Source organism: Lysobacter enzymogenes, from assembly GCF_017168095.1.
Lineage (GTDB): Bacteria > Pseudomonadota > Gammaproteobacteria > Xanthomonadales > Xanthomonadaceae > Lysobacter > Lysobacter enzymogenes_D.
On sequence record NZ_LXSD01000026.1, the window covers coordinates 1 to 25103 of the forward strand.

25 protein-coding genes and 1 riboswitch are annotated in these 25103 nt (G+C 67.8%); of the genes, 11 read left to right on the top strand and 14 right to left on the bottom strand.

Translation table 11 applies throughout. From position 1 onward, the window contains the following. The 10 genes from A7A76_RS00615 to A7A76_RS00660 form a co-directional block, all read right to left on the bottom strand. Positions 1 to 448: response regulator (locus A7A76_RS00615; protein WP_206409370.1), on the bottom strand; the 448-nt coding region annotated here is incomplete at its 3' end. After that, entirely contained in the window at positions 441 to 1700 is a 1260-nt protein-coding gene (locus tag A7A76_RS00620) for a histidine kinase (protein ID WP_343225259.1), read from the bottom strand. The genes A7A76_RS00615 and A7A76_RS00620, both read right to left, overlap by 8 nt. Before the next feature lie 354 nt (positions 1701 to 2054). Continuing rightward, positions 2055 to 2606, bottom strand: a complete 552-nt coding sequence (locus A7A76_RS00625) for a hypothetical protein (RefSeq protein WP_206409372.1) — start codon at positions 2604 to 2606, stop codon at positions 2055 to 2057. Beyond that, on the bottom strand, positions 2606 to 2914 hold the full coding sequence (locus tag A7A76_RS00630) for a hypothetical protein (RefSeq protein WP_206409373.1): 309 nt from the start codon (positions 2912 to 2914) through the stop codon (positions 2606 to 2608). Before A7A76_RS00630 ends, A7A76_RS00625 begins: the two co-directional genes overlap by 1 nt. Positions 2915 to 2952: 38 nt before the next feature. Then, on the bottom strand, positions 2953 to 3450 hold the full coding sequence (locus tag A7A76_RS00635) for a DUF4189 domain-containing protein (RefSeq protein WP_206409374.1): 498 nt from the start codon (positions 3448 to 3450) through the stop codon (positions 2953 to 2955). Further along, entirely contained in the window at positions 3447 to 4043 is a 597-nt protein-coding gene (locus A7A76_RS00640) for a hypothetical protein (protein WP_206409375.1), read from the bottom strand. The genes A7A76_RS00635 and A7A76_RS00640 overlap by 4 nt, the downstream gene beginning before the upstream one ends. Positions 4044 to 4084: 41 nt before the next feature. Continuing rightward, a complete protein-coding gene (locus A7A76_RS26155; RefSeq protein WP_428995060.1) occupies positions 4085 to 4594 on the bottom strand; it encodes a DUF4189 domain-containing protein in 510 nt (169 codons plus the stop codon). Beyond that, positions 4591 to 5724: a type IV secretion system protein gene (locus tag A7A76_RS00650; RefSeq protein ID WP_206409377.1), complete on the bottom strand. Its 1134-nt coding sequence runs from the start codon at positions 5722 to 5724 to the stop codon at positions 4591 to 4593. Before A7A76_RS00650 ends, A7A76_RS26155 begins: the two co-directional genes overlap by 4 nt. Positions 5725 to 5745: 21 nt before the next feature. Then, a complete protein-coding gene (locus A7A76_RS00655; RefSeq protein ID WP_206409378.1) occupies positions 5746 to 6693 on the bottom strand; it encodes a hypothetical protein in 948 nt (315 codons plus the stop codon). Positions 6694 to 7068: 375 nt separating this feature from the next. Beyond that, complete coding sequence (locus A7A76_RS00660) at positions 7069 to 8076, bottom strand: sensor domain-containing diguanylate cyclase (protein WP_206409379.1); 1008 nt, start codon at positions 8074 to 8076, stop codon at positions 7069 to 7071. Between the two features lie 492 nt (positions 8077 to 8568). On the opposite strand from A7A76_RS00660, the gene A7A76_RS00665 reads away from it, so the two are divergent. The 5 genes from A7A76_RS00665 (at position 8569) to A7A76_RS00685 (ending at position 11769) form a co-directional block, all read left to right on the top strand. Then, on the top strand, positions 8569 to 9435 hold the full coding sequence (locus A7A76_RS00665; RefSeq protein ID WP_206409380.1) for a peptidoglycan-binding domain-containing protein: 867 nt from the start codon (positions 8569 to 8571) through the stop codon (positions 9433 to 9435). Between the two features lie 143 nt (positions 9436 to 9578). Next, positions 9579 to 10394 carry a hypothetical protein gene (locus A7A76_RS00670; RefSeq protein WP_206409381.1) on the top strand — a complete coding sequence of 272 codons (816 nt, stop codon included), beginning with the start codon at positions 9579 to 9581 and terminating at the stop codon, positions 10392 to 10394. Next, positions 10391 to 10996, top strand: coding sequence for a DUF2846 domain-containing protein (locus A7A76_RS00675; RefSeq protein WP_206409382.1), 606 nt, complete (start codon positions 10391 to 10393; stop codon positions 10994 to 10996). Before A7A76_RS00670 ends, A7A76_RS00675 begins: the two co-directional genes overlap by 4 nt. A gap of 149 nt (positions 10997 to 11145) precedes the next feature. Then, a complete protein-coding gene (locus tag A7A76_RS00680; RefSeq protein ID WP_206409383.1) occupies positions 11146 to 11403 on the top strand; it encodes a hypothetical protein in 258 nt (85 codons plus the stop codon). 18 nt (positions 11404 to 11421) lie between these two features. Beyond that, positions 11422 to 11769, top strand: coding sequence for a hypothetical protein (locus A7A76_RS00685; RefSeq protein ID WP_206409384.1), 348 nt, complete (start codon positions 11422 to 11424; stop codon positions 11767 to 11769). Between the two features lie 166 nt (positions 11770 to 11935). Here the strand turns inward: A7A76_RS00685 and gcvP are convergent, their stop codons facing one another. Next, positions 11936 to 14794, bottom strand: a complete 2859-nt coding sequence (gene gcvP / locus A7A76_RS00690) for an aminomethyl-transferring glycine dehydrogenase (protein ID WP_206409385.1) — start codon at positions 14792 to 14794, stop codon at positions 11936 to 11938. Between the two features lie 210 nt (positions 14795 to 15004). After that, a riboswitch (glycine riboswitch) is annotated at positions 15005 to 15103 on the bottom strand. A gap of 215 nt (positions 15104 to 15318) precedes the next feature. Between gcvP and A7A76_RS00695 the strand changes: the two genes are divergently transcribed. Further along, positions 15319 to 15774, top strand: coding sequence for a VOC family protein (locus tag A7A76_RS00695; protein WP_206409386.1), 456 nt, complete (start codon positions 15319 to 15321; stop codon positions 15772 to 15774). Beyond that, positions 15771 to 17039, top strand: a complete 1269-nt coding sequence (locus tag A7A76_RS00700; RefSeq protein WP_206409387.1) for a multidrug effflux MFS transporter — start codon at positions 15771 to 15773, stop codon at positions 17037 to 17039. Before A7A76_RS00695 ends, A7A76_RS00700 begins: the two co-directional genes overlap by 4 nt. A 35-nt stretch (positions 17040 to 17074) precedes the next feature. Here A7A76_RS00700 and A7A76_RS00705 read toward each other — a convergent pair whose 3' ends face one another. Together A7A76_RS00705 and A7A76_RS00710 are read right to left on the bottom strand one after the other, a co-directional pair. Beyond that, entirely contained in the window at positions 17075 to 17521 is a 447-nt protein-coding gene (locus tag A7A76_RS00705; RefSeq protein ID WP_206409388.1) for an MEKHLA domain-containing protein, read from the bottom strand. Between the two features lie 12 nt (positions 17522 to 17533). After that, positions 17534 to 19258 (bottom strand): thiamine pyrophosphate-dependent enzyme, encoded by a 1725-nt coding sequence (locus A7A76_RS00710; protein ID WP_206409389.1) that lies wholly within the window; start codon positions 19256 to 19258, stop codon positions 17534 to 17536. Between the two features lie 398 nt (positions 19259 to 19656). On the opposite strand from A7A76_RS00710, the gene A7A76_RS00715 reads away from it, so the two are divergent. Then, positions 19657 to 20136, top strand: coding sequence for a methylglyoxal synthase (locus A7A76_RS00715; protein WP_206409390.1), 480 nt, complete (start codon positions 19657 to 19659; stop codon positions 20134 to 20136). A 109-nt stretch (positions 20137 to 20245) separates the two neighbouring features. Here the strand turns inward: A7A76_RS00715 and A7A76_RS00720 are convergent, their stop codons facing one another. After that, entirely contained in the window at positions 20246 to 22336 is a 2091-nt protein-coding gene (locus A7A76_RS00720) for a phosphocholine-specific phospholipase C (protein WP_206409391.1), read from the bottom strand. Between the two features lie 214 nt (positions 22337 to 22550). Between A7A76_RS00720 and A7A76_RS00725 the strand changes: the two genes are divergently transcribed. The 3 genes from A7A76_RS00725 to A7A76_RS00735 all read left to right on the top strand — a co-directional run. Next, positions 22551 to 23231, top strand: a complete 681-nt coding sequence (locus tag A7A76_RS00725; protein WP_074863511.1) for a vWA domain-containing protein — start codon at positions 22551 to 22553, stop codon at positions 23229 to 23231. An 11-nt stretch (positions 23232 to 23242) separates the two neighbouring features. Further along, on the top strand, positions 23243 to 24001 hold the full coding sequence (locus A7A76_RS00730; RefSeq protein WP_206409392.1) for a PP2C family serine/threonine-protein phosphatase: 759 nt from the start codon (positions 23243 to 23245) through the stop codon (positions 23999 to 24001). A gap of 11 nt (positions 24002 to 24012) precedes the next feature. Then, positions 24013 to 25103, top strand: a 1091-nt coding sequence (locus tag A7A76_RS00735; protein ID WP_206409393.1) for a hypothetical protein, incomplete at its 3' end; no start/stop codon positions are given.

Here is a 25103-nt window from a genome sequence, read left to right on the forward strand (position 1 = left end):
CGATCTCGCGCAGCGCGGCGTGGCGGTCGTCGCCGCCGCCGCGGCGCGCGCGCAGGCGCCGCACCGTCACCGCCAGGCGGTCGACGGTCACCGGCTTGAGCAGGTAATCCACCGCGCCGTGTTCGAACGCGTCGATGGCGTGCTGGTCGTAGGCGGTGACGAACACGATCTGGGTCGCCGGGCTGACTTCGGTGGCGGCGGCGGCGAGGTCCAGGCCGGTCAGGCCGGGCATGCGGATATCGAGGAAGGCTACGTCGGGGCGGTGCTCGGCCAGCGCTTCGAGCGCCTGCGCGCCGTCCTCGCATTCGGCCAGGATGCGCAGTTCCGGCCAGGCCTCGCGCAGCGCGTCGACCAGCGCCTGGCGCAGCAGCGATTCGTCCTCGGCGATCAATGCGGTCGGCGCGGCGGGCGCGCCCGCGGCGCCGTCGTTCGCGGTGGGGTCAGACACGGGCAGGCTCCTCGCCGGACGCGGCCGGCACGACGATGGTGGCGGCGACGCCGCTGGGGAAATTGGCGACGATCGACAGCTGCGCGCGTTCGCCGTAGACCAGGCGCAAGCGCTCGCGCACGTTGCTCAGGCCGATGCCGCTGCCGGAGTTGAGCGAGTTCAGGCCCATGCCGTCGTCGGCGACGGTGATCGCCACGCCGGTCTCGTTGCCGCGCGCGCGGATCCACACGGTGCCGCCGCCGGGCTTGGGCTCCAGGCCGTGCTTGATCGCGTTCTCGGCCAGGGTCTGCAGGATCATCGGCGGCAGCGGCAGCGCGCGCAGCTCCTCGGGCACGTCGATCTGGGTCTGCAGGCGCGCGCCCATGCGCAGCTTGAGGATCTCCAGGTAGGCGCGCGAGCGTTCCAGTTCGTCGCCGAGGGTGGACAGCGCGTCCTCGGTGCGCGGCAGCGAGCGGCGCAGGAATTCGATCAGATGGCCGAGCATCTCGTCGGCGCGCGGCGGGTCGTGGCGGGTCAGGTATTGCGCGCTGGCCAGGGTGTTGTAGAGGAAGTGCGGTTCGACCTGCGCGTGCAGCAGGCTCAGCTTGGCCACCGCGAGCTCTTTCTCGGTGGCGGTGCGCGCGGCCTCGGCGCGCTCGCCGCGGCGGCGCTCGGCCACGCGCCGGGCGATGGCGCGCGCCAGCGCTTCGGCGTTCTCCAGGTTGGTGCCCTGGTCGACGCAGAACCAATCGCTCCAGGCGCCGACTTCGGGCTCGCAGATCAGGGTGATGCGGCTGCCGTCGGCGCCGGAGTCGATCGTGGCCTGGACCTGATTCAGCGCCAGGCTGTACTTCCACGAACTGGGATCGGCGCTTTGCGGGTTGAACATCCAGGCCTGGTCGGAGCGCTGCACCTTGGCCCATACCTGCAGGCTGTCGCGCGCGCTTTCCACGTCCTGCACCCGCGGCAGCTCGCGGATCGCGGCGGTGAGCAGTTCGAACGCCTCCTCGACCTCGAACGGCACCTCGATCTGGCGGCGCTGGCGGTTGGCGCGGGTGGTCGCATCGACGCGGCCGGCGATCAGTCGCACCCGGCGCAGGTGCGAGAACGCCTTGCTGGCGACGTAGATCGACACCAGGATCGCGAGGATGAACAACGGGCCCTGGTCCAGGCGCTGCAACCCCGGCAGGGCCGAGGCGACCAGCCCGATCAGCACGAACACGCCGAACCAGGCGGCGGCGATTCGGGCGACGAAGAAGAGGTTGCGGATCACAGGGCGGTCCGGCGGTGGGTTGTGCGCAGGATAGTGCTCTGCGGGCACAAGGGAAGCCGTCGCGCGACGGAAGCGTGGGCGGGGCGACCGAAACCGGGGTGGGCTGGAGCGAAAGTGGGGTGGGCTGGAGCGAAATCGAGGGATGGAGCGAAATCGGGAGCACCGGGCGGGGCGCGGATCGCGTCGAATTTCCGCGCCGCCGGCGGAGACGATGGCGAGGGATCGCGTTGTCGTGGCGTACCGGGCTGCCGACGGAAGGGGAAGCCCGCAGGGGACAAGTCGCGGCCGCTGGCCGGGCATCGGTGAAGTCGATTCGGCTACGCGACAGTCAGCCGTTGGCCGCGACCGCGCAGCTTACATCGCGGCCACGTCGGAACAGGCGACGCTACGCGAACACTCGTCCAACTCGAACAGGACCCGGCGGCTGGTCGTGGCCGTGCAGGGCAGGCGCAGTACGCTGATGGCCAGGACGAGGCCGTAGGCCTTCAACAGCCCCGGCAGCTCGTAGCTCAATCCGATCGGGAAAACCAGCAACGAGACGACGCCGGCGAGCGTCCCGCCCGCGGCCGCAGCCCAAGCCACGCCGCGCCCGCGGCGACGCAGGCCGGTCAATTCCGACAGGGCGCTGGCACGCCAGCGATTCCAGACGCAAGCCCGGACCTCCAACGCGAACCGAGTTTCCAGCCACGCCGCGCGGCAGTGGAAGAACGCCGAAACCGCGGTCGCGGTCGCGGCGACGCGCGTGAGCCATACCAGTTCCAACTTCGGGGCGAGGAACGCCGCGCAGATGCCGAGCACCAGCCACTGCGCCCCGACGCGGGCGCTCTGGTAGCCCCGCTGCGCATGCGTCCATAGCGGGGCAAGCTCCAGTACCGCCGTATCGGTCCCGGCGTTGGCGCCGTGCATCACAACGCCGCCGCCGGATCGCGCGGCTTGTACTTGCCGCCGCCGCCGGCGGGGCGGCCGCCCGCGGCGCATACGCGTTCGAAGGTCCGTGTCCATTGCGGGTTGTAGTACTGCGAGATCGGTTTCCATATTCCGAGCTTGGGCGCGATGGATATCCAGCCGTGCTGCGGCATGCCGAGCCTGCAGAACTTGTCGGGGTTGTTGTTGTAGGGGACTTGGGTGTAGACGCCGGGGGAGATCTTGTGGGCCGTGGCGGGGGGCAGGTATAGCGCCGAGGCGAGCATGAGGAAAGCAAAGGCAGATTTCACGGGGTGTTCCTCAGTGGAGTTGGGGGCGGTGACGGCAGTTACCTGAGTCGCTCTGGATAGCTGCATTCCGTGAAATACACTTCGCAATTCGTATCCTTATCTTTGACGCACTTATCGAGGCCGACCCGAGTAGCCATTTCTATGGATGCAGCTCCGCTTACGTTGGAGCCGTGATCTCCCCAGACGATAGCCGCGCACTGATTTTTATAGGTGAACTTCACTTTGCATCCATTGATCCCTTTTTCTCGGCAAGCCCGCAGTGCCGCGCTTTCTGCCAGTCTTTTCCCCACCATTCCGGAGGCGGAGCCGACCCCGGCAGCGATGTCGGATTCGTTCACGGCGATAGCCCCCCATCGAGTTGCCCACACTGGAGCTGAGCTAGGAGGTCCAGAAGTACGGTTCTGCATTCCTGGAATAGGCACGCACATCTGCCAGCCCGCGCCTTGTTGCAGCCACTCACCTGGCGGGCAGCCGAAGGAGTTTCCCGCTGGCAGTACGGAAAGTGCGAATGTCATCCATAAAATTCGAGTTTTCATGAATCCTCCGGGTGACGGTTTTCGGTGTTCTTGATCTTGTCTTTCGGTGGATCTGTCGGACTTGATCGGTCTTTCGCATGAACATCGGTTTGTTCTGATGTTCTTTTCCCGGATCCCAGCGAGGCATTCGCGATTGATTGATTCGTATGCTGGTTTTGCTCAATTCGCTGCTGATTCGCCGAGCCGCCTGGAGCTCCCTGCTGGTAGCTATTCCTTTGGTGACTTCCCGGCGACTCTTGGCGGCTCGCCGCCGAATTGGCCCCAAAGATCGACTGCGGCACGAAATTGCCCAACGCCCCTTGGAAGAAGCTAGCCGCCATCGGCGGCACCGAAAGAATCAGCACGGTCAAGAAAACCCCCAGCCCACCCTGCTGCAACGCCATCGTATTCACACCCGGCGAGTCGCCCGCACCGAGCGCCATCATCGTCAGATATTGAGTGGCGAAGCTCGCCGCCACGGCAGCGACCATCTTCATAGCCACGGTCACGGTGAAGCTCAGCACCGCCATCGAGAACATCGTGCCCAGGCCGTACTGCAGCCAGCGGCCGAACTCAGATTTGGTCCGTTCGAGCATTAGGCTGAAGGTGAACAATGAGCCGGATGCGATAAAGGTCGCGATGCGAAATTATTTTTTTACCTGATGCGCTCTGGAAAGCTGCATTCGGAAAAATAGACTGTGCATTCCTTGTCCCCGGCTTGAGTGCATTTTTCGATTCCTCGCCTTTTAGCTTCCCCCAAAGAGGCGGCGCTGCTTGAGTTAAACGCTTGGCTGCCAAGAACTATGGCCGCGCACTGGTTGTAGTATGTGATCTCTATTTCGCATCGCGCTCCTCCTTTTTTCTTGCATGCAGACAGCGCGGATTTCTCGGCATTTCGTTTTCGATTCATTCCCGAGGAAGAGCCGATGCCAACACCTCCTGGCGTCATGTCAATTGCGATAGCGCCCCAGCGATCAGCCCATGCTGCGGAAGTGTCGGTTGTAGCCGAAGAGTTTGATGTGCCAGGCACTGGGGCGCATCCTTGCCATCCGATGCCTTGTTGCGGGACGGTTCCAGGTGGACATGCATACGTTTGCAAGACGAATAGGAACCCAGCCGCTAGCGCAGCCATCCTCGCTTGTGCAGTTGGGGTCTTCATGTTCATCTTTTCCTGATTTCGCCGGGGCCTGAGTCGGGAGGGTTCTGGGACTGAGGTTGTGGGGGTAAGTAAGATGGAGGCTTCTGTTGGCTATCGTGTTTGCCGCCCTGGTTTTGATCTGGAAGTCGCGGTTGTTGGGGTGGCGCAGGGTTCCCGGGCGCTTCAGGTTTGGCGGGTGCAGTGTTCGCCCCAAACGCCGAGTAATGCATGAAGTTCCCCAGCGCTCCTTGGAAGAAGCTGGACGCCATCGGCGGCACCGAAAGAATCAACACCGTCAGAAAAATACCCAGCCCGCCCTGCTGCATCGCCATCGTATTCACGCCCGGCGAGTCGCCTGCGCCCAAAGCCACCATCGTCATGTACTGCGCTGCGAAGTTCGCGGCGACCGCACCGACCATTTTCATCGCCACGGTTACGGTGAAGCTTAGGACGGCCATCGAAAACATCGTGCCAATGCCGTAGTAGAGCCAGCGTGCGAACATGCCTTTGGTCTGGTCGAACAGCAGGAACAGGATGAACAGAGGGCCGAGGCCGACGAACAGAGCGAGGGCGAATTTGTACATGACCAACAGCGCGCCGCCGATTACCGCTGGTCCAGCTACGCCAACGCCGGTGAGGAGGAGGGCGCGGTCCTTGTCATTTTTGATGCTTTGATTCTCGATCGAGGGAAGCGCTTCGATCGCCGCCATCGCGAGCTGCATCTTGGTCAGGCCGTTGTCGATGGTTTCTGCGGGATCCTTGTCGTCGCCGGTAACTATCTCGGCGATGTCACGCGGCAAGTCGTCGCTGAAAATCGTATAGAGATCCGCGGAGCCGAACATCAGTGAAGTGGAAGCGATCAGAATCACCACGGTGCGCAGCGAATTGACCACTAGACCCATCATCGGTTCGCGCGATTGGCCGGTCAGGATGCGGTAGCCCTGCAAGATGATCCACAACGTCGCCAATGGGAAGCCGACCCAAGCGATGGTCGCGGTCATCTGCTGCACCATGCCCTCGCGGAAGGCCAGGATCTCGTTGTCGAGAAAGTCGAATATGATTTTGAAGAAGACCCACTGACCCAGGCTCTCGAATTGAGCGGCGGGGCCGTGGAGCAAGTCGGTCAGCGAATCGGCGAAGGGGATCGGCTCAAGCATGACGTCGTCCTGGCAGGAGAATCAGAGGCACTCAGACATAGGTACCACGTCGCCGGTTCGCCAGTTCTTACGTTGAGAGGCGACGGCACACAAGGCTGCCTTCATCGTTGCGATGCCGACAACTCCGGCTGCGATCCGTCCGCTGCCACTCGATCCACCGCCTGAGTCCTTGCCGCGCAGCACCTCGTTGCTCAGCATGTCGCGCACCGCACGCAGATAAGTCAGCCGCGCGCTGTAGGCGTCCATGTAGGCGCGGCTCTGCTGGCGGTCGACCTCCATGCGCGAGAGCAGCGCCAGCAGCTTGTTGCTGTTGTCCTGCAGCTTGCCCTGTTCGCCGACGCTGAGGTTGCTGCGCTCCTGCTCGATCTCCTGGAGGCGCTCCTGGCGCTTGCGCGAGAGTTCGTACATCGTCATCGAATAGGTGTACTGGGCCAGTTCGGTCTTGACGATCTCCTGGCACAGCTGCCACTGCTGCTGCGCGGCGCCGGCGCTGCCGCCCGGGTTCGGGCAGCGCTCTTCGATACTCTTCTTGACCTGGACGCTGGGATCCTTGGCGTCGAGTTTCTCCTCCGGTTCCTTGGCGTCGTCGCCGCTTTTCTTGGCGCTGCCGATCTTGGCGAGCTTGTTGAGATTGGCGTTGACGTTGCCGTCGTCGCCGATGCGCTTCTCGATCTCGGCCAGATGATCGTTGGCATGCTTGTCGTGCACTTCCCAGGCGTTCTGCGCCGGAGCCGAGGTGCACAGCGATGCGCCGAGCAAGGCGGCGGCGAGGCGGGTGGCGAGTTTCATGCGCGAGATGGCCTGTCGTGGGCGAAGGGCCGGGCGCGCATCGCGGCGGCTCGGCAGTCGGTCGAGGGATGGGGCGGGGCGGTCCTCGCGCGGGCCGGTGGTCGCGAAGGCGGCGCGTGCCGGTGCGCGAGGCTCGCGGGCTGCGGCGGTTGCGCTCGATGCGGTGTGGGTGTGGGGCATGCAGAACTTCCTGTTCCGTTCGATACCAAGGGCATCCGCGAATGCCGTATCGGTGAAATCGAAGGGCGGAGCCACTTCGGACCGGCGGCGAAACGGCGAAGCGGTCGCCGATTTCGATGCGAGCGCTTGCGGAGAAAATGCTACGAACTCGCCGGCGCCGGCGATAGGTCCAGGAAATATGATTTTTCTATGCAGCTGGATATGTCGTGCGCGTGTATCAATCCGCGGGAATACGCCTGCAGGCGTTTACTCGGCACACAATGGCGATATGGGGCGCGGCCGAAGCGCACGCCGCCGTCGCCAGGAACGAAAGCGACGCAAGGCGGCATCGCCGCTCGCATCGAGACCGCGGCGCGTCGGGCGCGCCGCCGCGCTTCACTCGCGTGAGGTCTTCTTCGAGCGCTTGACGTCGTACATGGCCTGGTCGGCCTTCTCCAGCAACTCGCCCAGCTCTTCGCCGTCGTCGGGATAGATCGCGCAGCCGATGCTGGCGTCCAGCGCGATCGGCCGCTGCTCGAATTCGAAGCCGAAGCGCAGCGCCTGCGCCAGCCGTTGCGCCTGCGCGAACGCGCCTTCGCGGTGCTCGATGCGCGGCAGGATCACCGCGAACTCGTCGCCGCCGACCCGCGCGACGGTGTCGCCGGCGCGCGCGCTGAGCTTCATGCGTTCGGCGAATTCGCGGATCGCGGCGTCGCCGGCGCGATGGCCGAGCTTGTCGTTGACCGGCTTGAGCCCGTCCATGTCCAGGTTGAGGATGCCGACGCGGCGCGATTCGCGATGCGCCTGGGCCAGGTTGTGGCGCAGGCGGTCGTAGAACAGCGGCAGGCCGGTCAGCGCGTCGTGGGTGGCCTGGTAGAACAGCTCGTTGGTTTCGTACTTGGCGGCGTGGTACATCGCCGCGGCGATCAGGCCCGACATCATGTCGAGCACGCGCAGGTCGTCGTCGTCGAACGCGGCCGGCTCGCGCGACATCACCTTGAGCACGCCGACCACGGTGTCGTGATGCTTGAGCGGCACCACGATCATCGAACGCAGCCCGACCGCGCGGCAGGCGGCGCGATCGACGCGCTCGTCGGTTTCCGAATCGCGGCAGTTCAGCGGCCGGCCTTCGGCGACGCAATGGCCGGACAGGCTGGCGTCGCGGCGCAGGCGCATGCCCAGGCTGGATTCGGCGATGCCGGCGGCGGCGCGATAGACCATGTCCTCGCCTTCGGCCAGCTCGACCACCGAGCCGACCGCGCCGGTGAGGCCCTGCGCGCGGTGCGCGACCAGGTCCATGACGCCGCCCAGGTCCAGCCCCAGGCGGGCGATCTCGGTCTGCGTTTCGATCACTTTCAACAGGCGCTCGGAGAACGCCTGCAGCTTCGGTTCCTGCATGTTCATGGCATACGCCCCCCGGCGATGGGGCGGAGTATAGCGCCGGGCCGCGACGCCGGAAGGCGGGCGAGGTCCGCATTCAGCCACAGCCTGCGGGCGGCATTGCGATTGCGGCGGGTGGTGGACACGGCCGGCGGCCTCGCCCGGCCGAGCGCTCGGGCCGGTTTCGGCAACAGGAAATCGGAACCGATGGCGTTGCGTGTTGGTTTCGTATACGCGAAAGATCCGATGTCGTTGAGTGGTCGGCCGGTAAGTCGGCGCCGGGTTACACAGTTGATCCACACACAGGCCACTCGTTCGCGATTTTCTGAAGCGTTGCGACGATTCGGCTCAGCATAGTGACGATCGCGTCGATGCTCCCGACGCGCAGCGATGCCTAGAATCAAGCGCGGCACGCGATCGCCGACTGCGATCGGCGCGAGTTTCGCCGCGGCGCATTTGGACGGTGCGCTGCACCGCTGCATATGCAAATTCGATTCACCGATTCAAGGAGGGAATATGGCGACACCGAATCAGGATTGGTTCAACGACGGCGTCTATGTCCGCGATCCGCTCAAGCCCGGCATGTGCGGCGAAGACGTGCGTTCGCTGCAGGAGAACTTGGCCAAGCTCGGCATTACCGATGCGCAGGGCAAGCCGATTCCGATCGACGGCGCGTTCAGTCCGGAAATGGCGGAGGCCGTGCGCAAGCTCGGCGGCATGATCGCTGCGGATCAGTACGACAAGATCATGAGCAATCCGGACCTGGTGGGGACTGAGTCGCGCAAGGCCGCGGAAGCGCAGACGCGCGAGCAGCATATCGCCGACGGCATGCGCATTCCGGAAGTCGGCGCGCACTCGTGGACGTTGATGGAGGAGATGATGCGCGACCGCGGTCTCGAGGTCAGCCGGCCCGGCAACGACAGCGAGACCCAGTTCCTCGACGACTATCGCTACGACAAAAGCGGCGACAGCCAGGCGCCGCCGCCGCGCACGGAAGGTCCGTTGGTGTGCGCGCCGGTCGCTCATGGCGGTGGCGATGGCGGGAGCGTGCCCACGGCTGCGGCCGGCGGTCTGAACGCGGATCCGTTGTACGCGTCGTTGCGCCAGCAATTGCCGCAGACCGTGCCCGACGCGAAGGTCGCGGAAGTCGCTCTGAAGAGCGCGCAAGGGGATATGCACGACCCGGCCCAAGTGCAAAGCGCCGCCGTGGTCGGCGAGCGGATCTTCGTCGCCGGCAAGACGCCCGGCTATCTGGTCGCCGTGGACCTGACGGCCCCCGCGCCGCCGATCGCCGAGACAGCAGCGGGCCTGAGCGCGCTGGCGCCCGACAAGGCGCTCCAGCCCGAGGTGCAGCAATCGCAGGGCGGACGTTCGGTCTCCTGACAGAGGCCGCTTGTGGCACCGCGCGTCGGTCCGGCGGACCGACGCGCGCCGTGCGGCAGATGTGTGCGTTTTGTGTGCTACTTGGCAGAAACCCGGGTTTTGGTTAGCGTGTCGCTCCACCACGGACGGTAGGGGCCGCCGAGATGTTGACGATATCGCGCGCGTTGATCGCGGCGATGGCGCTGGCCATCGCTGCGCAGGGGAGTCTTGCCCGAGCCGAGCAACCGGCCTTGCCTGCGGCCGAGGCCGCAGCCGCGTCGACTCGGGCCGCGGCGGAATCCAGTGTCGCGCCTGCGCCCATCACGACCACGCCCACCGCGGTGGCGCCGACGGCGCCGGGCATCGCCGCCGCGTCCTCCCGCCTGGTTCCCGCCGATACCGGCGTGGTCCTGGAGACCGCGCAAGCCTTGAGTTCGGCCACCGCCAAGCGCGGCGACGGCCTGGCCTTGCGCCTGGCCGAGCCGCTGGTGGTCGACGGCGCGACCGTGCTGCCGGCCGGCGCGGCCTGTCATGGCGAAGTGATCCATGCCGAACGCTCGCGCGGCGGCGGCAAGCCCGGCGAATTGTTGCTGGCGGCCCGATACATCGAATACGACGGACGGCGGATTCCGCTGCGCGGCTTCCGCCTGTCCGGTGCGGGTCAGGAGAAAATGGCTGCGGCGATTGGCGTGGCGATCGTGGCCGGGCCGCTCGCGATGTTCGTGCGCGGCGGGCAGATCGAGATTCCCGTCGGCGCGCGCGCGCAGGCCCGCCTTGCCGAGGCCGTAGAGCTGTCCCTCGTCGCGCCCGCGCCGTCCGCGCCGGCTACCGGGCCGATGCCCGCGCCGGCGGTGGCGTCCGCTGCGCCGGCGTCCGCGTCCGCATCCGCATCCGCATCCCATTCTGCCGCGGCGCCCGCCGCCGTGGCGTCGCCGTCGATTTCCGCGCAACACCCAACCACAGGGGAAGCTGTCCAATGAAGTGCAAGTCCGCGTATGTCCTGACCGCCGTGCTGTTGCTGCCGCTGTCGGCCTGGGCCTGGAACGGCAAGTCGGTCGATCCGGCCAAGCAGGTGCCGGCCACCACCGCAGCGGCCACGGCCGATGCGTCGGCCGGGCAGGCGGCGCAGACGACGGGCGAAACGGCTGCGGCCGACGCCAAGCCCGCAGTCCAGGCCGAGGCCAAGTCCGAGGCCAAATCCGAAGCCAAGTCCGAACCGACCGCCGCCGCATCGGGCTCGCTGATCGGCGCGCCGCAGCCCGGCAAGGGCCAGATCGTGTTCTTCCGACCGTCCAAGTTCGCCGGCGCCGCGATCGGCTACAAGGTGCGCGAGGGCACGACCGAACTGGGCAAGCTGCGCAACGGCAAGTACTTCGTCGCCGCGGTCGAGCCGGGCGCGCACGAATACACCGTGCACTCCGAGGCCAAGGACATCCTCAACCTGGAAGTGGAGGCGGGCGAGACCTATTACGTGCAGGGCACGGTGACCATGGGCATGTTCGCCGGCCGGCCGAATCTGTCGCCGTCAACGAAGGCGGATTTCGACGCGGTGTCGGCCAAGCTCAAGCCCGCGGCCGAGTAAGCGGCGGCGATTCTGGACCGGTAGCGAGCATGTTCGGCGTCCTGGTGCTGCTGGCCCCCGTGGCCATCGTTTTCAGCTTCGTCTATCTCTTGGAGCTGAGAACGTTCCTGCAGGGCCTGCAGGGCGTGGCTTAGACTACGGACAACGTGATGACCCACGGCGCGGATACCGGCTCATACACGTACGATAAAAGTAAGATCGCGGTGGCGGGTGCGACCGGAGCGTTGGGCAGCATGGGCGGTGCGGTCGTGGATAAGGCTGCGGGGCCGGCGCTCAACGCGCTTCAAAAGGCCGCCGCACCCGAAGCGCCCATGGTGATCGTGAAGACCGTGGTCGATAAGGCTGTGGACAAAGCCAATGGAGTTTCGCCGGGTCCGGGGCATGCGCATCAGCTGAAGAAGAAGTGAGCGGTGTTGAGAACGCTAATGAAAGGCCCCGAATTTTTTTTCCTGATCGGTACCGGTTATGTCTGTGGCCTAGCGGTGACTTCAGGATTCGTTCTTTCGGCCTTGCAGCAGCTTTACGTGAAAGGCCGCTCGGCTTGGCGCAGCGTGCTGTGGTTGGGCTACCTGCTGGCCAACACCATGGCCGCCGCGTTGGTGCCGATCTACCTGATCGCCGCGGTGGTGGCGGAAAACCGGCCGGACAGGCCGGATTTTTGGCCGCGCGCGCTGTTGTATGGTGCCGGCGTGGCGACAGGGATCGCATTCGCGATCGTTTCCGCGCATCTGATCGGTCGCAAGCTCAAACACGAGGACCGCGACGCGAAGTGACATCGAGTTATGCCGAAGGCGGGTCCGCCCCAGTCGGCTACGCCCAACGGCCGATGCGGCGACGATCCGTGGCCTGCATGAAATCGCTCTTACAGGTTACCCCTCAAAATAAAAGGCCCCGCGCGAGCGGGGCCTTTTGTATTGCTGGGTGGAACCCATCGAAGTTTTACGCCTCGACCTCTTCCTTATACGCATCGATCGGAATACAAGCGCACATCACGTTCTTGTCGCCATACACATTGTCCACCCGCGACACCGGCGGCCAGTACTTCTGCAGCTTCAGCGACGGCAGCGGGAACGCGGCGAGCTCGCGCGGGTAGGCGCGGGTCCATTCGCTGGCGCTGACCTGGGTCGCGGTGTGCGGGGCGTGCTTGAGCGGGTTGTCCTCGCGGTCCAGGCGGCCGTCTTCGACCGCGCGGATTTCCTCGCGGATCTGGATCATCGCATCACAGAAGCGGTCGAGCTCGTGCTGCGATTCGCTCTCGGTCGGCTCGACCATCAGCGTGCCGGCGACCGGGAAGCTCAGGGTCGGGGCGTGGAAGCCGAAGTCGATCAGGCGCTTGGCCACGTCCTCGGCGCTGATGCCGGTGGCGTCCTTGAGCGGGCGCAGGTCGAGGATGCACTCGTGCGCGACCAGGCCGTTGCGGCCGGTGTAGAGCGTCTCGTAATGCGGGGCCAGGCGCTTGGCGATGTAGTTGGCGTTGAGCAGCGCGACCTGGGTCGCCTTGCGCAGGCCGGCGGTGCCCATCAGGGTGATGTACATCCACGAGATCGGCAGGATGCTGGCCGAGCCGTAGCTCGCCGCGCTGACCATGCCCACCGCGCCTTCGCCGTCGACCGTCTTGGGCAGGAACGGCGCCAGGTGCGACTTGACCGCGCACGGGCCGACGCCCGGGCCGCCGCCGCCGTGCGGGATGCAGAAGGTCTTGTGCAGGTTGAGGTGGGAAACGTCGGAACCCCACTTGCCCGGCTTGGCCACGCCGACCAGGGCGTTCATGTTGGCGCCGTCGGTGTACACCTGGCCGCCGTGCTGATGGATGATCTCGCAGATCTCCACGACCTCTTCCTCGAACACGCCGTGCGTGGACGGGTAGGTCATCATGATCGCGGCCAGGCGGTCGCTGTACTTCTCGGCGTTGCGGCGGATGTCCTCGACATCGACGTTGCCGTTGGCGTCGGTCTTGGTCACCACGACCGTCATGCCGCACATCTGCGCCGAGGCCGGGTTGGTGCCGTGGGCGGAGTCGGGGATCAGGCAGATGTCGCGATGGGCCTCGCCGCGCGAGCGGTGGTAGGCGCGGATCGCCAGCAGGCCGGCGTATTCGCCCTGCGCGCCGGAGTTGGGCTGCAGGCTGACCGCGTCGTAGCCGGTGCATTCCACCAGCATCGCTTCGAGTTCGTCGATGAGCTGCTTGTAGCCCGTCGCCTGCTCGGCCGGCGCCAGCGGATGGATATTGCCGAACTCCGGCCAGGTCACCGGGATCATCTCGGCGGTGGCGTTGAGCTTCATCGTGCACGAGCCCAGCGGGATCATGGTGCGATCCATCGCCAGGTCCTTGTCGGCCAGCGAGCGCATGTAGCGCAGCAGCTCGTGCTCGCTGTGGTGGGTGTTGAACACCGGGTGCTGCAGGAACGCCGAGGTGCGGCGCAGCGCGGCGGGAATCGCGTCGGCGGTGGCGGCGTCGAGCGCGTCGATGTCGAGCGCGGCGCCGAACACGCCGGCCAGCGCGGTCAGGTCGGCGCGGGCGACGGTTTCGTCGAGGCTGAGGCCGACGCTGGACGCGTCGATCTCGCGCAGGTTGATGCCGGCCGCGCGCGCCTTGGCGTGGATCGCGGCGGCGTCGACGCCGTCGATGCGCAGGGTGTCGAAGAAGCCGTCGGCGACCTTGAGCCCGGCCTGGCGCAGCGCGGCGGCGAGGATCGCGGCCTGGCGGTGCACGCGCAGGGCGATGCGGGTCAGGCCGTCGGGGCCGTGGTAGACCGCGTACATGCTCGCCATCACCGCCAGCAGCACCTGCGCGGTGCAGATGTTGCTGGTGGCCTTCTCGCGGCGGATGTGCTGCTCGCGGGTCTGCAGGGTCAGGCGGTAGGCCGGCTTGCCGTCGCTGTCGACCGACACGCCGATCAGGCGGCCCGGCATCGAGCGCTTGTAGGCGTCGCGGCAGGCCATGAAGCCGGCGTGCGGGCCGCCGAAGCCGAACGGCACGCCGAAGCGCTGGGTGTTGCCGACGACGATGTCGGCGCCGAATTCGCCCGGCGACTTCAGCAGCACCAGGGCGAGCAGGTCGCTGGCCACGGCCAGGATCGCGCCGCGCGCGTGCAGCGCGTCGGCCACGGCCTGGTAGTCGCCCAGGCCGCCGAAGGTGTCGGGGTATTGCAGCAGCGCGCCGAACACGTCGGCGCCCGCGGCTTCGCTGTCGTCGCCGATGTGCAGCGCGATCTCCAGCGGCTCGGCGCGGGTGCGCAGCACTTCCAGCGTCTGCGGATGCACGTTCTTCGACACGAAGAAGGTGTTGGACTTGGACTTGGCCGAACGCTTGGCCAGGGTCATCGCTTCGGCCGCGGCGGTGGCTTCGTCGAGCAGCGAGGCGTTGGCGATCTCCATCCCGGTCAGGTCGGCGACCATGGTCTGGAAGTTGATCAGCGCCTCCATGCGGCCCTGCGAGATTTCCGCCTGGTACGGCGTGTAGGCCGTGTACCACGCCGGGTTCTCCAGGATGTTGCGCAGGATGACGTTGGGGGTGTGGGTGCCGTAGTAGCCGCGGCCGATGAAGCTGCGCAGCACCTGGTTCTTCGAGGCGATGGCGCGGATCTTGGCCAGCGCTTCCACTTCGCTGATCGCCTGCGGCAGGGCCAGCGGCTGGGGGGACTTGATCGAGCCGGGGACGATGGCGTCGGTCAGGGCTTCGAGCGAGGCGTAGCCGACCTGCCCGAGCATGTGGCCGATCTCGGCGTCGTTGGGGCCGATGTGGCGCTCGATGAAGGCGTCGTGGTGCTCGAGGTCGCGCAGGGTCGAATGGGTCATGGCAGGGGGCGTCCTAAGGCGAACGTGCGGTGCCGCACGCGAGGCGCCCCTCTGTCCTTTTGCCTGAGAGTTTGGAAGCGCGCTGCGGCCCAGGCCGCTTGGGGGAGGGGTGGGCCGCTGGGGCCGCTCCTGTCCGCGCTCGCTTCGTGCCCCTTCGGCGCCGGTTCCGTCCGCGGTGACGCTGCGGGCGGGCGGTCTCTCCAGAGTTTTGTACACGCGGCGGTCTGGGGCCTGAGCGATTACGGGCGTTGCGCCTTCGGCAGCGGCCGGCCGGGAGGCCCGGGTGGCCGCTTCTCCCACCGCGTGGTCGAAGCGGCGATTATAGCCGTTGGCGGGCGGCGCGGGGACCCGCCCGGAGCCCCTGTAGGAGCGGCGCGAGCCGCGACTGCGGGGTAGCCGGGCGCGCCGCAGGTGGGGTTTCGCGGTTGCGGCTGCGGACAGATCGGAACAACTCCGGCGGCGATCCGCGTGGCCGCGCGGGAGTATGCTGTCGCCCCCCCCCCATTCATGCATCGAGGCCCGCCATGGCCGCGCGACCGTTCCGCCTGCTGCAACTCGACCACGTGGTCCTGCGCGTGCGCGACAGCGCGGCGATGGCGGCGTTCTACTGCGATGTGCTCGGCTGCAGCGTGGAGCGGCGCCAGGACGAGATCGGCCTGGTCCAGCTGCGCGCCGGCGAGTCGCTGATCGACCTGGTCGACGTCGACGGCAAGATCGGCCGCCTCGGCGGCGCCGCGCCGGGCGAGCAGGGCCGCAACATGGACCACCTGTGCCTGCGCGCCGATCCGTTCGACCGCGACGCCATCCTCGCCCACCTCAACGCCCATGGCGTGCGCGTGGGCGAGTTCGGCTCGCGCTACGGCGCCGAAGGCGAAGGCCCCTCGCAGTACCTGTACGACCCGGAAGGCAACATGATCGAGCTCAAGGGCCCGCCCGATGCGCCCCGGGACCGCGCCGCAGCGGACCGCGCCGCGCGATGAGCCGCGACGCCGCCACCGTCAAGCCGCCGATCCCGATCCGCCGCCTCGCCCTGCTGCTGGGCGGGCTGGCGATGTTCGGGCCGTTCTCCATCGACACCATCTTCCCGGCGTTCCCGGCGATGGGCGCCGAGCTGGCCGCCGACAAGCTGCAGATGCAGCAGACCATCAGCGTGTACCTGGTGGCGTATGCGCTGATGAGCATCGTGCACGGCCCGCTGTCGGACGCGATCGGGCGGCGCAAGGTGATCCTGGGCGGGCTGGCGATTTTTACGTTGGCTTCGGCAGCCTGCGCGCTGGCCGACGATCTGCCTACTCTGCTTTGCTTTCGTGCGATCCAGGGTCTGTCGGCAGGTGTTGGACTCATCGTCGGCCGCGCCGTCATCCGCGACCTGCTGCACGGCGACGACGCGCAGCGGCTGATGAGCCAGGTGATGATGATCTTCGGCATCGCCCCGGCGATCGCGCCGGTGATCGGCGGCTGGATCCTGGGCTGGTCGCACTGGCCGGCGATCTTCTGGTTCCTGGTCGCGTTCTCGGTGGCGCTGTGGACCGCGGTGGCGCTGCTGCTGCCGGAAACCCATCCGCCGCAGGCGCGCCTGCCGCTCAAGCCCAGGCGGCTGCTGCGCGATTACTTCGCGATCTGCCTCAACCCGCGCTTCCAGCGCCTGACCGCGGTGGGCGCGCTGAACTTCGGCGCGCTGTTCCTGTACATCGCCTCGGCGCCGGCGTTCGTGCTCGACCTGCTCAAGCTCGGCGAACGCGATTTCGCCTGGTTCTTCGTGCCGACCATCGGCGGCATGGTCGCCGGCTCGTTCGTGTCCGGGCGCGCGGCCGGCAAGGTCAGCGGCGACCGCCTGGTCGATATCGGCTTCGCCTGCTGCGCGCTCGCCATCGCCATCAACCTCGGCTACAACCTGTGGACCGACGCGCCGCGGGTGCCGTGGGCGGTCGTGCCGATGTGCATCGGCGCGTTCGGCATCGCCCTGGTGTTCCCGATCGTGACCTTGTCGATCCTGGACATGTACCCGCACCAGCGCGGCTCGGCCTCGTCGCTGCAGGCCTTCACCGGCCTGGTGTTAAACGCGGCGCTGGCCGGGGTGGTCTCGCCGATGCTCAGCGACAGCGCGTTGCATCTGGCGGTGGCGGCGTCGTGCCTGACCGCGGCGGCGTGGCTGTTCTGGCGCTGGGAAGCGTGGGTGTCGCGCAATCGGGTGTCGCGGGTGCCCGCGGATGCGGTGGTGGTCGAGCCGCAGGATTCGTTGTAGATCCTCGCCGTCGTGCCGATCGTCGCCCGCGCGCTTCAATCCGCGCGCCAGGACGGGATCAGCGCCGCTAATCCGGCGGAACGTCCCGCAGCATCGCGCAACTTCCACAAAGTGGCGCCTTCGATCCAGAACCGGCGCCCGTTGCGGGAGACCCGCAAGCCGGAGTAGTTCCGTACCAGGCCCTCGGTTTCGACCTGCCGCAGCGCCGTCGCGCGCGCGCTGCGCTGCGCCTGCGGCGCCGACAGACGCGAAGGCAGACCGACGATCTGCTCCCAGGAATACTCGAACAGCGTTTGCGCGGCGGTATTGGCGTAGATGAACAGCGGGTCGTCCTGCCCGCCGTGCGCGAGCAGGGCGAACGGAGCTTCGCGGTAGAGCCAGTCGACGCGATCGGTTTCGTCGATCAGCGCCTGCCCGGTCCAATGCAGGTAGCTGCTCTCGATCAGAGCGTGGGCGGCGGCGAGTTCGGTGCGGTCGGGCATGAGGATAGCTCGCTACAGGTTGGCGATGCGTGGATTGGTTCCGAGGATCTGGGCGGCGTCGACCGGCACCTGGATCAGCATCGAAGGCCGTTCGGTGCGGTAGGCGTGCGCCATGAGCTCGTCGAGATTGGCCAGGTCCGGCCGCAGGCGGCAGCCGATCCAGCCGCTGGCAGCGGCGATCGCGGCGTAGTCCGCCTGCGCCAGCCCGCCGTGGTAGCGCTCGCGCCGCACGCCGGGCAGCACATGCTCCAGCGCCTGCTCGATCAGTCCGTAAGCGCCGTTGTCGAGGACGAACAGGGCGATGCCCAGCGCGGCGGCTTCCGCGAGCGCGCCGCCATAGAGGCGGAAGCAGCCGTCGCCGGAAAACACGAACACGTGCCGGCGCGGATCGGCCGTTTTGGCGCCGAGGCCGGCGCCGTATGCGCCGCCCATCGCCGAGCCGCGATAGAGCGCATAGAAGCGCATGTGCGGATGCGGCCGTTGCAATACGTGCTGACGGTCCTTGTAAGCCATGCAGACGTCGTCGAAGCCGATGCTTCCCGGGCGCCACAACCGGTCCAGGCGCCGATAGAAATCGACGAGATCGACGCTGTCGGGACCGCTTCGCCCGCGTTCCCGCACCGCCGCGGCCGCAGCAGCGCCGGCCGGCCGCGCCTCGGCGCATGGGCGCGGCGGGCTCCACCGGCTTATCGCCGCGATGGTTTCGCGCAGCGGCGCGACGGTCTGGACGAACTCGCCGCCTGCCAGATGGGCGAAGCCGCCGTCGCGACTGCCGTAGCGCGGAATGCGCTCGGCCAGGTTCCATACCAGGCCCGCCTTGGCCTTGGCGAAATTGACCGTGTATTCGTCGCCGCAGTAGCCCACCGAAACCAGCGTGTCGTCGCGGCCGAGACTTTCCCACAACCGTGCGGCCTGCGCGCTTCCACCGAAGCCCAGGTAGCCGGCGGCGTAGGGATTGTCGTGGGCGATCGCATTGGCGCCGTTGATGCTCCACACCGCGGGCGCGTTCAGGGCCGAGCACAGTTGCGTGGTCAAGGCCGCGATGTCGGGCACGGCATGGGCTTCGTCGCCGACCAGCAGCAGCGTGCGCGCGCGCCGACGCGGGGCCAGATGGCGATCCAATACCGTTTCGGCGGGCAGGTGCGGCGTGCTGGGCGCGTGGATGGATGCGGCGGCGGCCTGTTCCGGCAGCGGCGCGTTCAGCACGTTGGGCGGCAGCACGAACGCGACCGGAGCGCTATGGGCCAATTCGTGCGCGGCGGCCGACAACTGCGCGTCGAGTCGGGACAGATCGTCGATCACGAAGGTTCCGTGCGGCAGCTCGGCGGCGATCTGCGCGGCGATGTTGGCGCCCGATTCGGTGCTGTCCTGCAGCGGCGCGCTGTCGCGAAGCCCGGATGGCGTGGCCGCGACGAGGTACAGCGCGGGAAGGTTGTGCAGCTTGGCGTCGCTCAGCCCGCACAACAGCAGTTTGGTCGCCGCGCCCGTAGTCGCCACGGCCGCGGCCACGCGGCCGCTCGACAGGTAATGCCCGAGCGGCATGAAGCCCGCGACGTACTCGTTGACGTTGAAGAATTCGATCGCGTCGTCGTTGCGGCGGCGGTGCGCGTACGGCGCCAGGTGCTTCAGCAGATGGATGACGCCGCCGCCGTTGACGCCGAAGCAGGTGCGCACGCCCCATTCGCGCATCGCGTCGATGAGGCGCTGGTAACCGTCGTAAGGCGAGGGTCGGATCATGCGGATTCCAGGGGGCGCAGCGTCCGCGGCATCGCGACGCGTCCTGCCGGACGCGGTGCTGGGGCTCGGCCGGCAAGGCGATCGCTTCGATGCGGCTTCGTTCTTCGCCTTGCAGGGCCGTTTGCGAAGTTATCAAGTGTGCGACGGGCGACGGTGACGCTTCGCATAGATCGACGCTTATGAGAACAAACGATAAGAATCGTCGAGCGGCCGGAATTGTGTGCCGGACTTCACGTGCGGCGTTTTTTCTGGAATGAGCGAGTTAATCGGGCGAGAGCGAAGGTGAGGCTGGCGGCGGCCCTGCTGCGGCCCAGTGCCGGACTGCGCATTTGTTCTTCATGCGGCGATGCAGGCCGTGATCGATACTCGCCGCATCGACGACCGGCACGGTTGGAGCCATGAGTACGACGATCGCGGTTTCGCGCCGGTGCGTGGCGTTGATAGCGCACGATTCCAAGAAAGAGCTCTTGCTGGAGTTCGCCCGCCGTCACCTGGCGGAGTTGGCCCGTTGCGAGTTGGTGGCGACGCAAGCCACGGCGATGCTGCTGCGCCTGCGGCTCGGACTCGATGTGGTGCCGATGCGGTCGGGGCCGGACGGCGGCGATCTGCAGATCGCCGCCAAGCTTGCGGCGGGCGAAATTTCCGCGGTGTTCTTTCTGCGCGATGTGACGATCGCGCAACCGCACGAGGCGGATATCCTGGCGTTGCTGCGCATCTGCGATGTGTGCGATGTTCCGTACGCGACCAACGTCGCGACGGCACGGATGCTTGCACAGGAATTGTTCGGTCGTTCGCAATCGCCTGCGACGCTTCGCGCCTTGGACGAGGCGGGCGAAACCAGGGAACCGAGCGGCGGGCCGCTCGGTTTCCAGGCGTGAACGGCGGATCGCGCTGGGACGTGAAGCGCGGTGTGCCGCGAGGGACTCTCCGGCGAGATCGCGCCGGGAGCGGCTCGGTCTCCCGGCGCGAAGCTATCGAGCCTGCGCCTCAGATCAACCCAGGATCGGTAATCCCGTGCGCCCCCGTCTCCACCCGCCCCGCGATCCGCCGGTAATACTCCGGATCGTTGGCATCGGTCAGCACGAAGTCGTACCACTGGCAGCTCTCGTCCAGCCGCAGCGGCCGATAACGCAGCGACCCCGCGCCCAGCCGCTCCAGCCGCGGCGCGTACAGCCCGTACTGATCGGCCAGTTCCAGCCGCAGCGGCTTACGCCCCGGATTGCGCAGCGCCAGGATCAGCTTGCGATGGCGCAGGCGCAGATCGGGGATCGTGGTAGCGCCCGGATTGGCGCCGTGCAGCGAACCGCGGAACTCGCGGAAGAACCCGTTCGGCCCGAACACCTGCAGCGCGTAGGCGCGCGCGCCGCCGCTGCGCAGGGGCCAGTCGCCGTTGAGCGAGCGGCCCGGTTCGATCGTGTAGCGGCGCGGGATCGCCTCGGGGTCGAGCAGGTCGTAGACATGGAACACCGCCGCGGCGCGTCCGCTGTTGCCGAAGGTGAGCCGCAGCGTGCGCGCGTCGCGGTCGAAGCGTTCGCCCACGTGCAGGTCGTAGGGCAGCGCGCGCGAGGGCTTGATGCCGGGCTCCTGGCGCGCCGCGCTCGGCGTCGCCGGCGGTTTCGGCGCCGGCAGCTTGCTCTGCTCGGCGACGATGCGGTCGGCATCGCCGGTGTACGGCAGGCTCGGGATCGGCTCGTGGTTGGGGTTCTCGAAATTGAACGCGCTGGTCAGATCGCCGCACACCGCGCGCCGCCACGGGCTGATGTTGGGTTCGTTGACGCCGAAGCGCTTTTCCAGGAAGCGGATCACCGAGGTGTGGTCGAACACCTGCGAGTTGATCCAGCCGCCGCGGCTCCACGGCGAGATCACGTACATCGGCACGCGCGGGCCCAGGCCGTAAGGACGGTCGTAATAGACCGCCGGATCGGCCGAGGTGCCGTACGAGGGGCCGCTGCGGGCGAAATGGTGTTCGCCGCGCAGGTCCACGGTGGAGCCGCCGAGCGGCTTGCGCTGCGCGTCCAGCGACGGCGGCGCCGGCGGCGGCACGTGGTCGAAGAAGCCGTCGTTCTCGTCGAAGTTGACGATCAGCACGGTGCGCGCCCACACCGCCGGATCGGCGGTGAGCGCGTCGAGCACGCGCGCGGTGTAGTCCGCGCCCCAGATCGGCGCCGACGGGCCGGGGTGTTCGGAATACTTGGCCGGCGCGACGATCCACGACACTTGCGGCAGCTTGCCGCTGCGCACGTCGCTGGCCAGATCCTCCAGCGTCCAGGTTTTCAGCGCCTTCTCGGCCAACGCTGAACCCGGCGCCGCCGCGCGGAACTGGCGGAAGCCTTCCAGCGGGTTGTCGGAGAAGTTGTCGTCCATGTCCTGGTACAGCTTCCAGCCGACCCCGGCGCGCTCCAGGCGCTCGGGATAGGTGGTCCAGAAATAGCCTTCGCCGGCCGGGCCGGAGTCGTCGAAGGTGTTGACGATGGCCGGGCCGCCGCGGTCGGCGGCGGGATTGTTCGTGCCGGTCCACAGGAACAGGCGGTTGGGGTTGGTGCCGGTGAGCTGCGAGCAGTGGTAGGCGTCGCACAGGGTGAAGGCGTTGGCGAGCGCGTACTGGAACGGGATGTCGGCTTCCAGGTAATGGCCCATCGAGCGCTCGGTCTTGGCCGGCAGCCACTGGTCCATCTTGCCGTGGTTCCAGGCGGCTTGAGCGTCGGGCCAGGTGTGCGGGGTGCCGGCGATGCGCTGCGCGCTGGTGGTCTTGGTGTCGATGTGCCAGGGCTGGATTTCGCGGCCGCGGGCGTCGCTCTGCCGCCACACCGGCTTGCCGCCGGGCAGCGGGATCGGGAAACGGTCGCCGAAGCCGCGCACGCCGCGCATCGCGCCGAAGTAGTGGTCGAAGGAGCGGTTCTCCTGCATCAGGATCACCACGTGCTGGACGTCGTGCAGGGTGCCGGTGACGCGCGCGGCGGGGATCGCCAAGGCTTTCTGGATCGAGGGCGGGAACAGGTTGAGGGCGAGGCCGGCGGCGGTCGCGCCGGCGGCGCCGCGCAGGAAGCCGCGGCGCGAGGGGTCGTGTTGGTCGGTCATGGCGATCCGGGCGAGATACCCGCTCGAAAGCGGAGGCTGGGGGAAGCGGCGGGCAGCGCCGCTCCGGCAGCGTGCTGCGGGCGTATGGCAGTGCGGTGACGGTTCGCCGACCGCGGCGCCGACCTGTGCCGGCGTTCGCGCCGCCAGCGTGCGCGATGGCCACCTGCGGCCCCGCGCTGGCATACTCGCGGTTCAGTCAAAGCAAGGGAATGTCATGAATCAGACCGCCATCCCGGACGTCGCCCTGGTCGACAACACCGAACAGCGCACCCCGCTGGTGCTGGTGCTGGACTGCTCCGGCAGCATGACCGGCGCGCCGATGGACCAGTTGAACGAAGGCCTGAAGCTGCTGGAAGAAGAGCTCAAGAGCGACGTGATCGCGGCCAAGCGCGTGCGCGTGCTGGTGGTGCGCTACGGCGGCTTCGATCAGGCCGAGCTGGCCGGCGACTGGTGCGACGCCATGGATTTCACCGCGCCGGTGCTGGAAGCGGCGGGCACCACCCCGACCGGGCGCGCGATCGACCTGGCCCTGGGCGAGGTCGAAAACGAGAAGCAGCGCTTCAAGGCCGCCGGCGTGGCCTACACCCGGCCGTGGCTGTTCCTGATGTCCGACGGCGCGCCGACCGACGCCTGGGAAGCCGCCGCGCAGCGCGCGCGCGACGCCGAAACCGCGAACAAGGTCGCGATCTTCCCGATCGCGGTCGGGCAGGGCGACGAGCGAATCATGAGCCAGTTCAGCAGCAAGGGCCCCGGCGGGGTCAAGCGCCTGCAGGGCCTGCAGTTCCGCGAGCTGTTCCTGTGGCTCAGCGCGAGCATGCAGGTGGTCTCGCAGTCGCGTCCGGGCGGCGCCGCGCAGCTGCCTTCGACCGACACCTGGTCCTCGGTTCCGACCTGAGCGGGGCGCGCATGGGCTGGCGGATCTATGCCGCATCGGCGGTGGGCAGCTCGCACCTGGACAAAGGCATTCCGTGCCAGGACGCCTGCGCCTTCCACGTCGACGGCGATGTATTGGCCGCGGTGGTCTGCGACGGCGCCGGTTCGGCCGCGCACAGCGACATCGGCGCGCGTCTGATCGCCGACGGGCTGGCGCGCGCGCTCGGCGAGCGCCTGGCCGGCGAGCCGCAGTTGCTGGAGGCGCCGCGCGAGACCTTCTTCGAAGCCGCCGCCGAGGCGGTGGCGCAGGCGCGCGCGAGCGTGGTCGAGCGCGCGCAGGCCGACGGCCGCGCGCTCGGCGACTACGCCGCGACCGTGGTCGGCTACGCCGGCGACGCGCAGCGCGGCTGGTTCCTGCACATCGGCGACGGCATCGGCGTGGCCGAGGCGGCCGACGCGGACGAAGACGCGGTGGTGTCGTTGCCGGCCAACGGCGAGTACGCCAACGAAACCTGGTTCGTCACCGGCGACAGCTGGCGCGAGCAGTTGCGGGTGCTGCAGGTGCCGGCGCCGACCGCGCGCCTGGCGCTGATGTCCGACGGGGCGATGCCGTTCGCGATGACGCGCGGCAACGCCGCGCTGTACGCGCCGTTCATCGATCCGGTGGCGCGCTATCTGGCGTCGGTGGACGAGGCCGAGGGCAGCCGCGCGCTGCACGGCACCTTGGCCGATCCGCGCACGCACGGCATCACCTCCGACGACAAGACCCTGCTGATCGCGCTGCGGGCCTGAGAACGCCGGCGATGAGCAGCCTCACCACCGGCAGCGCCATCGTGATCGGCTCGCGCCGTTCGCGCCTGGGGCCGTTGATCAAGAGCGGCGGCGCCGGCAGCGTGTACCTGCTGGCCGACGATCCGCACAGCGTGGCCAAGATCTACCACGCGCGGGTCGATCCGCCGAGCTACACCGACCGCATCGAGGCGATGCTGCAGCTGCGCCCGAAGCTGCCCGACCAGTACGAAAGCGGCAAGCGCTACGTGCAGATCGCCTGGCCCGACGCGAGCGTGCGCGACGAGCAGGGCCGCTTCGTCGGCTTCACCATGCCGGCGCTGGACGTGCAATCGACCAACGAGGTCGAGCAGATCCTGCAGGAACGCCAGGCGCGCGCGGCCGGCCTGCCGGTGGGGCTGGGCCACAAGGTCACCCTGGCGGCGAACCTGGCCTCGGTGCTGGCGGCGCTGCACGCGCAGCACCATTACGTGGTCGACCTCAAGCCGGTGAACCTGCGCTTCTACCGCGCCTCGCTGTACATCGCGCTGCTGGACTGCGACGGCTTCAGCATCCAGGGCCGCGGCGGCCGTTTCCACGCGCCGCAGTTCACGCCCGACTATCTGGCGCCGGAATACCAGATCCGCGCGCTCGACGAGGCCGGCGAGGAAACCCAGGACCGCTTCGCGCTGGCGGTGGTGATCTTCCAGCTGCTCAACTTCGGCATCCATCCCTACAGCGGCCGCCCCGCCTACGACCGGGTGCCGACCGACGTGCCCGGGCGCATCCGCGAGCGGTGCTACGCCTATTCGCAGCGCGGCAATCCGATGATGGCGCCGAACCCGGTCAGCGGCCACGCGCTGATGCCGCGCGGGCTGCGCGATCTGTTCGACCGCGCGTTCGGCGACGAGCCGGCGCGGCGCCCGAGTTCGGCCGAATGGAGCGAGACGCTGCGCGCTTATGCGCAGCCCTCGCGCGGGCTGATCGTGATCTGCGAGCGCAATCGCGAGCACCAGCACTACGCCGGCGAACCCTGCGCGGCGTGCGTGCGCCACGACCTGCTCAACGCCACCGCGCGCAAGGCCGCGAGCAAGCCGCGGCCGGCGCCGCGCGCCGCGGCCGCGAT

What these genes read in the sequence shown, in the direction of transcription:
- A7A76_RS00685 (WP_206409384.1), top strand. Translation starts at nt 11,422, where the DNA reads ATGAAAGGCCCCGAATTTTTTTTCCTGATCGGTACCGGTTATGTCTGT.
- A7A76_RS00625 (WP_206409372.1), bottom strand. Translation starts at nt 2,606, where the DNA reads ATGCACGGCGCCAACGCCGGGACCGATACGGCGGTACTGGAGCTTGCC.
- A7A76_RS00665 (WP_206409380.1), top strand. Translation starts at nt 8,569, where the DNA reads ATGGCGACACCGAATCAGGATTGGTTCAACGACGGCGTCTATGTCCGC.
- A7A76_RS00660 (WP_206409379.1), bottom strand. Translation starts at nt 8,076, where the DNA reads ATGAACATGCAGGAACCGAAGCTGCAGGCGTTCTCCGAGCGCCTGTTG.
- A7A76_RS00725 (WP_074863511.1), top strand. Translation starts at nt 22,551, where the DNA reads ATGAATCAGACCGCCATCCCGGACGTCGCCCTGGTCGACAACACCGAA.
- A7A76_RS00730 (WP_206409392.1), top strand. Translation starts at nt 23,243, where the DNA reads ATGGGCTGGCGGATCTATGCCGCATCGGCGGTGGGCAGCTCGCACCTG.
- A7A76_RS00710 (WP_206409389.1), bottom strand. Translation starts at nt 19,258, where the DNA reads ATGATCCGACCCTCGCCTTACGACGGTTACCAGCGCCTCATCGACGCG.
- A7A76_RS00635 (WP_206409374.1), bottom strand. Translation starts at nt 3,450, where the DNA reads ATGAAAACTCGAATTTTATGGATGACATTCGCACTTTCCGTACTGCCA.
- A7A76_RS00670 (WP_206409381.1), top strand. Translation starts at nt 9,579, where the DNA reads ATGTTGACGATATCGCGCGCGTTGATCGCGGCGATGGCGCTGGCCATC.
- gcvP (WP_206409385.1), bottom strand. Translation starts at nt 14,794, where the DNA reads ATGACCCATTCGACCCTGCGCGACCTCGAGCACCACGACGCCTTCATC.
- A7A76_RS00695 (WP_206409386.1), top strand. Translation starts at nt 15,319, where the DNA reads ATGGCCGCGCGACCGTTCCGCCTGCTGCAACTCGACCACGTGGTCCTG.
- A7A76_RS00715 (WP_206409390.1), top strand. Translation starts at nt 19,657, where the DNA reads ATGAGTACGACGATCGCGGTTTCGCGCCGGTGCGTGGCGTTGATAGCG.
- A7A76_RS00700 (WP_206409387.1), top strand. Translation starts at nt 15,771, where the DNA reads ATGAGCCGCGACGCCGCCACCGTCAAGCCGCCGATCCCGATCCGCCGC.
- A7A76_RS26155 (WP_428995060.1), bottom strand. Translation starts at nt 4,594, where the DNA reads ATGAACATGAAGACCCCAACTGCACAAGCGAGGATGGCTGCGCTAGCG.
- A7A76_RS00680 (WP_206409383.1), top strand. Translation starts at nt 11,146, where the DNA reads ATGACCCACGGCGCGGATACCGGCTCATACACGTACGATAAAAGTAAG.
- A7A76_RS00720 (WP_206409391.1), bottom strand. Translation starts at nt 22,336, where the DNA reads ATGACCGACCAACACGACCCCTCGCGCCGCGGCTTCCTGCGCGGCGCC.
- A7A76_RS00675 (WP_206409382.1), top strand. Translation starts at nt 10,391, where the DNA reads ATGAAGTGCAAGTCCGCGTATGTCCTGACCGCCGTGCTGTTGCTGCCG.
- A7A76_RS00705 (WP_206409388.1), bottom strand. Translation starts at nt 17,521, where the DNA reads ATGCCCGACCGCACCGAACTCGCCGCCGCCCACGCTCTGATCGAGAGC.
- A7A76_RS00655 (WP_206409378.1), bottom strand. Translation starts at nt 6,693, where the DNA reads ATGCCCCACACCCACACCGCATCGAGCGCAACCGCCGCAGCCCGCGAG.
- A7A76_RS00650 (WP_206409377.1), bottom strand. Translation starts at nt 5,724, where the DNA reads ATGCTTGAGCCGATCCCCTTCGCCGATTCGCTGACCGACTTGCTCCAC.